Source organism: Pseudomonas sp. K2I15 (assembly GCF_002204795.1).
Lineage (GTDB): Bacteria > Pseudomonadota > Gammaproteobacteria > Pseudomonadales > Pseudomonadaceae > Aquipseudomonas.
The window spans coordinates 85,987-92,843 of record NZ_NIXO01000024.1 but is presented as its reverse complement, the minus strand read 5'-3'; the positions used below and the strand labels follow the sequence as shown (position 1 = coordinate 92,843).

Here is a 6,857-nt window from a genome sequence, read left to right as displayed (position 1 = left end):
GTCAGTAACCAAATGCATCAACTGATCCACCGCTTTCGCGAGCAAGCCCGCTCCCACATTTTGATCACCGAAACACTTCACCCTGTGCGGCTTTCTTCAGCAACAGCGCCGGTGGCGTGAAGCGCTCACCGTATTGCTCGGCCAGGTAGCGAGCGCGGGCGACGAAGTCGTTCAGGCCGTACTGGTTGATGAATTGCAGCGCCCCACCACTCCAGGCCGCAAAGCCAATACCGAAGATCGAGCCGACGTTGGCATCGGCCGTCGACATCAACACGCCCTCCTCCACACAGCGCACGGTTTCGATGGCCTGGATGAACAGCAAACGGTCGCGCACGTCCTGCGCCGAGATCCGTTGGCCAGGCTTTTCAAAGCGGCTTTTCAGCTCTGGCCACAGGTGTTTCTGCCCGCCTGCCGGGTAATCGTAGAAGCCACCACCCACCGCCTTGCCCGGGCGTTTGTATTCGTTGAGCAATAGATCGATCACTGCAAACGCCGGGTGCTGGGGTAGCGGCTTGCCCTCGGCCTGTAAGTCTTTGGCCGTCTGCTGACGGATATGGCTCATCAGGCTGAGGGAAACTTCGTCAGAGACCGCCAGCGGCCCCACAGGCATACCGGCCTTGCGCGCCTCGGTCTCGATCATCGGCGCGGCCACGCCTTCGCCGAGCATGGCGATGCCTTCGTTGGTGAAGGTGCCGAACACTCGCGAGGTGAAGAAGCCGCGACTGTCATTCACCACGATCGGGGTTTTCTTGATTTGCAGTACGAAGTCGAAACCTCGGGCCAGGGTTTCGTCGCTGGTGCGGGCGCCCTTGATGATTTCCACCAAGGGCATTTTGTCCACCGGGCTGAAGAAGTGCAGGCCGATAAACTTGCCTTGGTCGGGCACGGCCGTGGCCAGGCCGCTGATGGGCAAGGTGGAGGTGTTGGAGGCGATCACCGCCTCAAAGCCGACCACGCTTTGCGCCGCAGCCGAGACCTTGGCCTTCAGCTCTCGATCTTCGAAGACGGCTTCGATGATCAGGTCGCAGCCGGCAAGGTCGGCATCAGATTCGGTAGGAATAATGCGCGCGAGGATGGTTTCCCGCTGTTCGGCGGTCAATTGCCCACGGCTGACCTTCTTGTCCAGCAACGCTGCCGAGTGTGCCTTGCCCTTCTCTGCCGCCGCCAGGCTGACATCTTTGAGCACCACTTCAACACCCGCCGACGCACTGACGTAAGCGATGCCCGCGCCCATCATCCCGGCGCCGAGCACGCCGACCTTGCGCGTCACATACGGCGCAAAGCCCTTGGGCCGCGAGCTGCCGGCGTTGATTTCATTGAGCTGAAACCAGAAGGTGCCAATCATGTTTTTCGCCACTTGCCCGGTGACCAGCTCGGTGAAGTAGCGGGTCTCGATCAGGTGCGCGGTGTCGAAATCCACCTGGGCGCCTTCCACGGCGGCGCAGAGGATCTTCTCCGGGGCCGGGAAGCAGCCGTTGGTTTTGGCGCGCAGTATCGATGGAGCAATGGCGAGCATTTGCGCGACTTTCGGGTTGGACGGCGTACCGCCAGGGATCTGGTAACCCTTGATGTCCCAACGCTGTTTCGCCTCTGGATTGGCCAGGATCCACGCCCGGGACTTGGCCAGCAGCTCATCGCGGTCTGCCGCGAGTTCATCGATCAGCCCGGCTTGCAGCGCCTGCTGCGGCGTAATCTTTTTACCTTCCAGCAAGTAGGGCAACGCCTTTTCCAGCCCCAGCATACGCACCATGCGCACCACACCGCCGCCGCCCGGCAAAAGCCCGAGGGTGACTTCCGGCAGGCCAATCTGCACTGACTTGTGGTCCAGCGCCACGCGGTGCTGGCACGCCAGGCAAATCTCCCAACCACCGCCCAGCGCGGTGCCGTTGATGGCCGCCACCACTGGCTTGCCGAGGGTTTCCAGGGTGCGCAACTGCGCCTTCAACACCAACACGCTGTCGTAGAAAGCCTTGGCGTAGGGTTTGTCGACCTTGATCAGTTCATTGAGGTCGCCGCCGGCAAAAAAGGTCTTTTTCGCCGAGGTGATGACCACACCGGCAATCGAATCCTTCTCGGCGTCCAACCGGGCGACGGTGACCGCCATGGCCTCGCGATACACCCCGTTCATGGTGTTGGCGCTCTGGCCGGGCATGTCGATGGTCAACACCACAACCTGGTCCTGGCCCTTTTCGTAACGAATGGCATCAGTCATGACTAATTCCTTAGGCTCAGAGGCGTTCGATGATGGTGGCGATACCCATGCCGCCGCCGACACACAGAGTGGCCAGGCCGTAACGCTGCTGGCGCACCTCCAGTTCGTCGAGCAAGGTGCCGAGAATCGCGCAGCCCGTGGCGCCGAGCGGGTGGCCCATGGCAATGGAGCCTCCGTTAACGTTGACCCGGGCAGCGTCGATGCCCATGTCCTTGATGAACTTGAGCACCACCGAGGCAAAGGCTTCGTTGACCTCGAACAGGTCGATGTCCTCCACCCGTAGTCCAGCCTTGGCCAACGCCTTGCGGGTGGCCGGCGCCGGGCCGGTGAGCATGATGGTGGGGTCGGTGCTGGTGACCGCCGTGGCGACGATGCGCGCCCGGGGTTGCAGGCCCAGCTCGCGACCTTTGGCTTCAGAGCCGATCAGCATCAGCGCCGCGCCATCGACGATCCCGGAACTGTTGCCCGGTGTGTGCACATGGTTGATGCGTTCGACGTGGCTGTAGACCCGCAATGCCGTGGCATCGAAGCCCATCTGCCCCATCATTTCGAAGCTGGGCTTGAGTTTACCCAGGCCTTCGAGGGTGGAGTCGGCGCGGATGAATTCGTCCTGGTCCAGCAGCACGATGCCGTTTTGGTCCTGCACCGCGATCAGCGACTTGTTGAAGGATCCGTCTGATCTTGCCCGCGCCGCTTTCTGCTGTGAGTGCAGGGCAAAGGCATCGACGTCCTGGCGGGTGAAGCCTTCCAGCGTGGCGATCAGGTCGGCGCCGATGCCCTGCGGGGTGAAGTGGCTGTGCATGTTGGTTTGCGGGTCGAGCACCCAGGCGCCGCCGTCGCTGCCCATGGGCACGCGGGACATCGATTCGACACCGCCGACCACCACCAGGTCTTCAAAGCCGGAACGCACTTTCATCGCGCCAAGGTTCACGGCTTCCAGGCCAGACGCGCAAAACCGGTTGACCTGCACACCGGCGACGCTGACGTCCCAGTCCGCCACCAGCGCGGCGGTCTTGGCGATGTCGGCGCCCTGGTCGCCCACCGGTGTGACGCATCCCAGGACGATGTCATCCACTTGCCGGGTATCGAGGCCGGTGCGCTGTTGCAGCGCCGTCAGCAACCCGGCCACCAGGTTCACCGGCTTGACGCTGTGCAAGGCGCCATCCGCCTTGCCTTTGCCACGGGGCGTGCGTATCGCATCAAAGATCAAAGCTTGGGTCATGACGTCCTCGAATCACTGTGTAACGAATCGTGCCCTTACCTTAGGCGCCGGGGCGCCGGATTCAATGACCGAACCGCTCATTGGCCTTGACGGTCACGCTCAGACGAACGGTAGGAGGCTACGGGAATTGGCTGATTAATCGTTTTAGCTGTCTAGCCGTAGGGCTGGCGTCTGGCTGGCAATTGGCCTCATGCCTTTTTAATAAGAACTCTTAATGGAATGAGATGAAATGGATCTAAGCCATGCAGAACAAGGGCTCTAAGGTTGAATCTGTAAGAGAAGTAAACGGTTGCTGCCGGGTTTTGCTGGAGCACCTGTAGGAACTGTAAGAAAAGAGTCATGTAGTACCGTCATAGTTAAATCGACCGGCACGCATTTGACGCTCAGGAATAACAAAAAAAGGCAGTCAGCCATGTTCAAGCATTCGAAAGTACGTCAGGCGGGACTTATTCTTTTCGCCACCACCCTGATTCTGATCTTGCCCAATCTGACCAAGGTTATTGGGTGACCCCTCGCACTCCACATTCTGCGCAGACACAGCGCCAGGATCGCAGCCTTTGGCAGCACCTTTCGGGATATTGCGCATAGCGATCCCGTTAGGGGCTGCCGTTTTGCGCGCCGGTTTCAGGTTGTTTTGCGGTATCTTGAACCCGCATCGACACTCAAACACGGGCCCTTCCTTGAAACAGATCATCGTCCTCCTGACCTTGCTGCTGGCATTGCCGGTCTCTGCCGCGCAACTGACCATCGAGCTGGATCACGCCAGCAAAACCTGGGAAACCACCGAACTGCTCAAGCGTGCGGACGCGCAGACGGTGCAGATCGTTGATGACGTCTCCTACAAGCGCAACATGACTTATCGCGCGGTGCCGCTGGCGGCGCTGTTACCGGGCATCAAGCCGGAAAATCATCTGCAGGCGGTGGCCCTCGACGGTTTTGCCGCGGAATTGACGGCGGCGCCGCTGCTTTCAAAAAGCGGCGCGCAGGCCTGGTTGGCCGTGGAAGATCCGGCACATCCATGGCCGCCGCTGGCGGATGGCAAGCCCAGCGCCGGGCCGTTTTATCTGGTGTGGACGAATCCGCAGGCGGGAAATATCAGCCCTGAGCAGTGGCCGTTTCAGATCTCGGGGATCAAGCAATTGAAGACCGTTGCCGAGCGTTTTCCGGCACTGTTACCGGACCCGAAACTGGCGGCGAATGATCCGGTGAATCAGGGTTTCGCGCTGTTCCAGAAGAACTGCCTGGCGTGTCATCGCCTGAACGGCGCCGGCGATGCGCAGGTGGGGCCGGACCTGAATATTCCTTACAACCCCACTGAATATTTCGCCGGGGATTTCCTCAAGCGTTATATCCGCGACCCGCAAAGCATGCGGCATTGGCCGCAGGCGAAGATGCCGGCGTTTGCTGAGAGCGTGCTGCCGGGTGCGGACCTGAATCTGTTGGTGGGGTATTTGAAGCATATGGCAGGCAGAAAACAGCCTTAAGGCTCCGGCAAACCTGTGGCGAGGGAGCTTGCTCCCGCTGGGTTGCGAAGCGGCCCAAAAACCGGCTACCAAGGTCTGTCTGGAGAAATGTAATCGTCTGGTTTGGGGCTGCTGCGCAGCCCAGCGGGAGCAAGCTCCCTCGCCACATAAAGCTCTCCGGCCACGGAAAGCCTTCTCTCCTAGGATCCTACTGCTGCTGCACCGAAATCACCGGTGTCGGCGCCACAAATACCTTGGCATGCATCTGTTCATGCCCTCCCCCACGGCGCATACCCCGCACCGGGCAAGCGTCCAGGTAATCCAACCCCACCGCCAGCTTCAAATGTCGCTCCGGCCGGGCCAGTTGATTGGTCACGTCAAAGCTGTACCAGGCGTCATCCAGCCAGGCTTCGGCCCACGCATGGCTGGCCAGGTGCTCGCAGTCTTCGCTGTACAAATACCCCGACACATACCGCGCCGGAATCCCCAGGCTACGGGCACAGGCAAGGAATGCATGGGTGTGGTCCTGGCATACCCCGGCACGCCCGGCGAAGGCTTTGGCGGCGCAGGTGTCGACTTCGGTAGAACCCGGCGAATAGGTCATGTACTGGTTCAGCGCATGCATCAGGTCGATCAACGCACTGCGGTCGCGGCGCTGGTGGCAGTGCTTTTCGGCAAAGCTGCGCAGGGCCTCGTCCGGCTCGGTCAAACGGGTGCAGCGCAGGAACGGAAAGGCCGACTGGCTTTCATGCTCGGCTTCGCGCAATTCGTCGATGTCCACCTGGCCACGAGCACCAATGATGATGGCTTCGTGGGGCTCGTCCATGGTCAGCACGTGCAGGATGTTACCGAACGGGTCCAGTTGCGCCCGTACTGGCCGGGGCAGGTCCAGCTGCCAACTGAGGACGTGCTGGCGCTCGCTGTCGTGGGGCGTGAGCCGCAGGTACTGGATGCTGGCACGCACCTGGTCTTCGTAGTGGTAGGTGGTTTCGTGGCTGATGGAAAGTCTCATGCCGCCTCCAGGTAGGAACTGTAAATAGCATCGCCCAGCTCGCGCACGAGCGGGATGAAGTCGGTCAGCCAAGCGTGCAGGCCTTCCTCGAGAATTTCGTCGATGGAGGTATAGCGCAGGCGCGCGTCCATCTCGGCCGCCAGGCGCTGGGCCGGGCGACCGTTGACGCCGGGCAGGCTGCCAAGGATCTGGTCGATCTCTTCACTGCACGCCCGCAGCGACCGCGGGACGTCGGCGCGCAGCAGCAACAATTCGGCGACTTGCCGGGCGCCGGGGGCGTCGCGGTAGATCTCGGTGTAGGCCTCGAACGACGACAATGCCCTTAATAGCGCACTCCACTGATAGTAGGCGTGGGCCGTGCCATCGGTGACCGCTTCGGCTTGGTCGCCGGCCATTTCGTAGCGGGCATCCAGCAAGCGCAGGGTGTTGTCGGCGCGTTCGATAAAGGTGCCGAGGCGAATAAAACGAAACGCGTCGTTACGCATGATGGTGCCGTAGGTGGCGCCACGGAACAGGTGGGAACGTTCCTTGACCCATTCGCAGAAACGGCTCATGCCGTAGCGGCTTAGGCCTTGCTGGGCGATGTCGCGAATTTCCAGCCAGGTGGCGTTGATGTTTTCCCACATGTCGGCGGTGATTCGCCCACGTACCGCATGGGCACTGGCCCGCGCGGAACCCAGGCAGCTGTAGATGCTTGCCGGGTTGGCGGCATCCAGCGCGAAGAAGTGCAGCAGGCGCTCGGCGTGCAGTTCACCGTGGCGCTCGCGGTAATCGTCGAGGGTACCGGTGATCAGCAGCGGCATCGCCAGTTCATGCAGGCCATCACCGCGCCCGTCCTGGGGCATCAGCGACAGCGAATAACTGACATCGAGCATCCGCGCGAGGTTTTCCGCACGCTCCAGGTAGCGCGACATCCAATACAAATCCGAGGCAGTTCTACTCAACATA

The 6,857-nt window shown here is 61.1% G+C and carries 5 protein-coding genes; 1 reads left to right on the top strand and 4 read right to left on the bottom strand.

The genetic code is table 11. The annotated features are described in order from the left end of the window. Positions 1–64: 64 nt before the first annotated feature. Both CEC48_RS16320 and CEC48_RS16315 read right to left on the bottom strand, forming a co-directional pair. Positions 65–2,212 carry a 3-hydroxyacyl-CoA dehydrogenase NAD-binding domain-containing protein gene (locus CEC48_RS16320; RefSeq protein WP_088424670.1) on the bottom strand — a complete coding sequence of 716 codons (2,148 nt, stop codon included), beginning with the start codon at positions 2,210–2,212 and terminating at the stop codon, positions 65–67. A 16-nt stretch (positions 2,213–2,228) separates the two neighbouring features. Further along, positions 2,229–3,434 carry an acetyl-CoA C-acetyltransferase gene (locus CEC48_RS16315; protein ID WP_088424669.1) on the bottom strand — a complete coding sequence of 402 codons (1,206 nt, stop codon included), beginning with the start codon at positions 3,432–3,434 and terminating at the stop codon, positions 2,229–2,231. A gap of 680 nt (positions 3,435–4,114) precedes the next feature. Here CEC48_RS16315 and CEC48_RS16310 point away from each other — a divergent pair. Beyond that, a complete protein-coding gene (locus CEC48_RS16310; RefSeq protein ID WP_088424668.1) occupies positions 4,115–4,918 on the top strand; it encodes a cytochrome c in 804 nt (267 codons plus the stop codon). A 187-nt stretch (positions 4,919–5,105) separates the two neighbouring features. On the opposite strand, the gene CEC48_RS16305 is transcribed toward CEC48_RS16310, so the two are convergent. Together CEC48_RS16305 and CEC48_RS16300 are read right to left on the bottom strand one after the other, a co-directional pair. Then, complete coding sequence (locus CEC48_RS16305; RefSeq protein ID WP_088424667.1) at positions 5,106–5,909, bottom strand: transglutaminase family protein; 804 nt, start codon at positions 5,907–5,909, stop codon at positions 5,106–5,108. After that, complete coding sequence (locus CEC48_RS16300; protein WP_088424666.1) at positions 5,906–6,856, bottom strand: alpha-E domain-containing protein; 951 nt, start codon at positions 6,854–6,856, stop codon at positions 5,906–5,908. Before CEC48_RS16300 ends, CEC48_RS16305 begins: the two co-directional genes overlap by 4 nt. Position 6,857 lies beyond the last annotated feature (1 nt).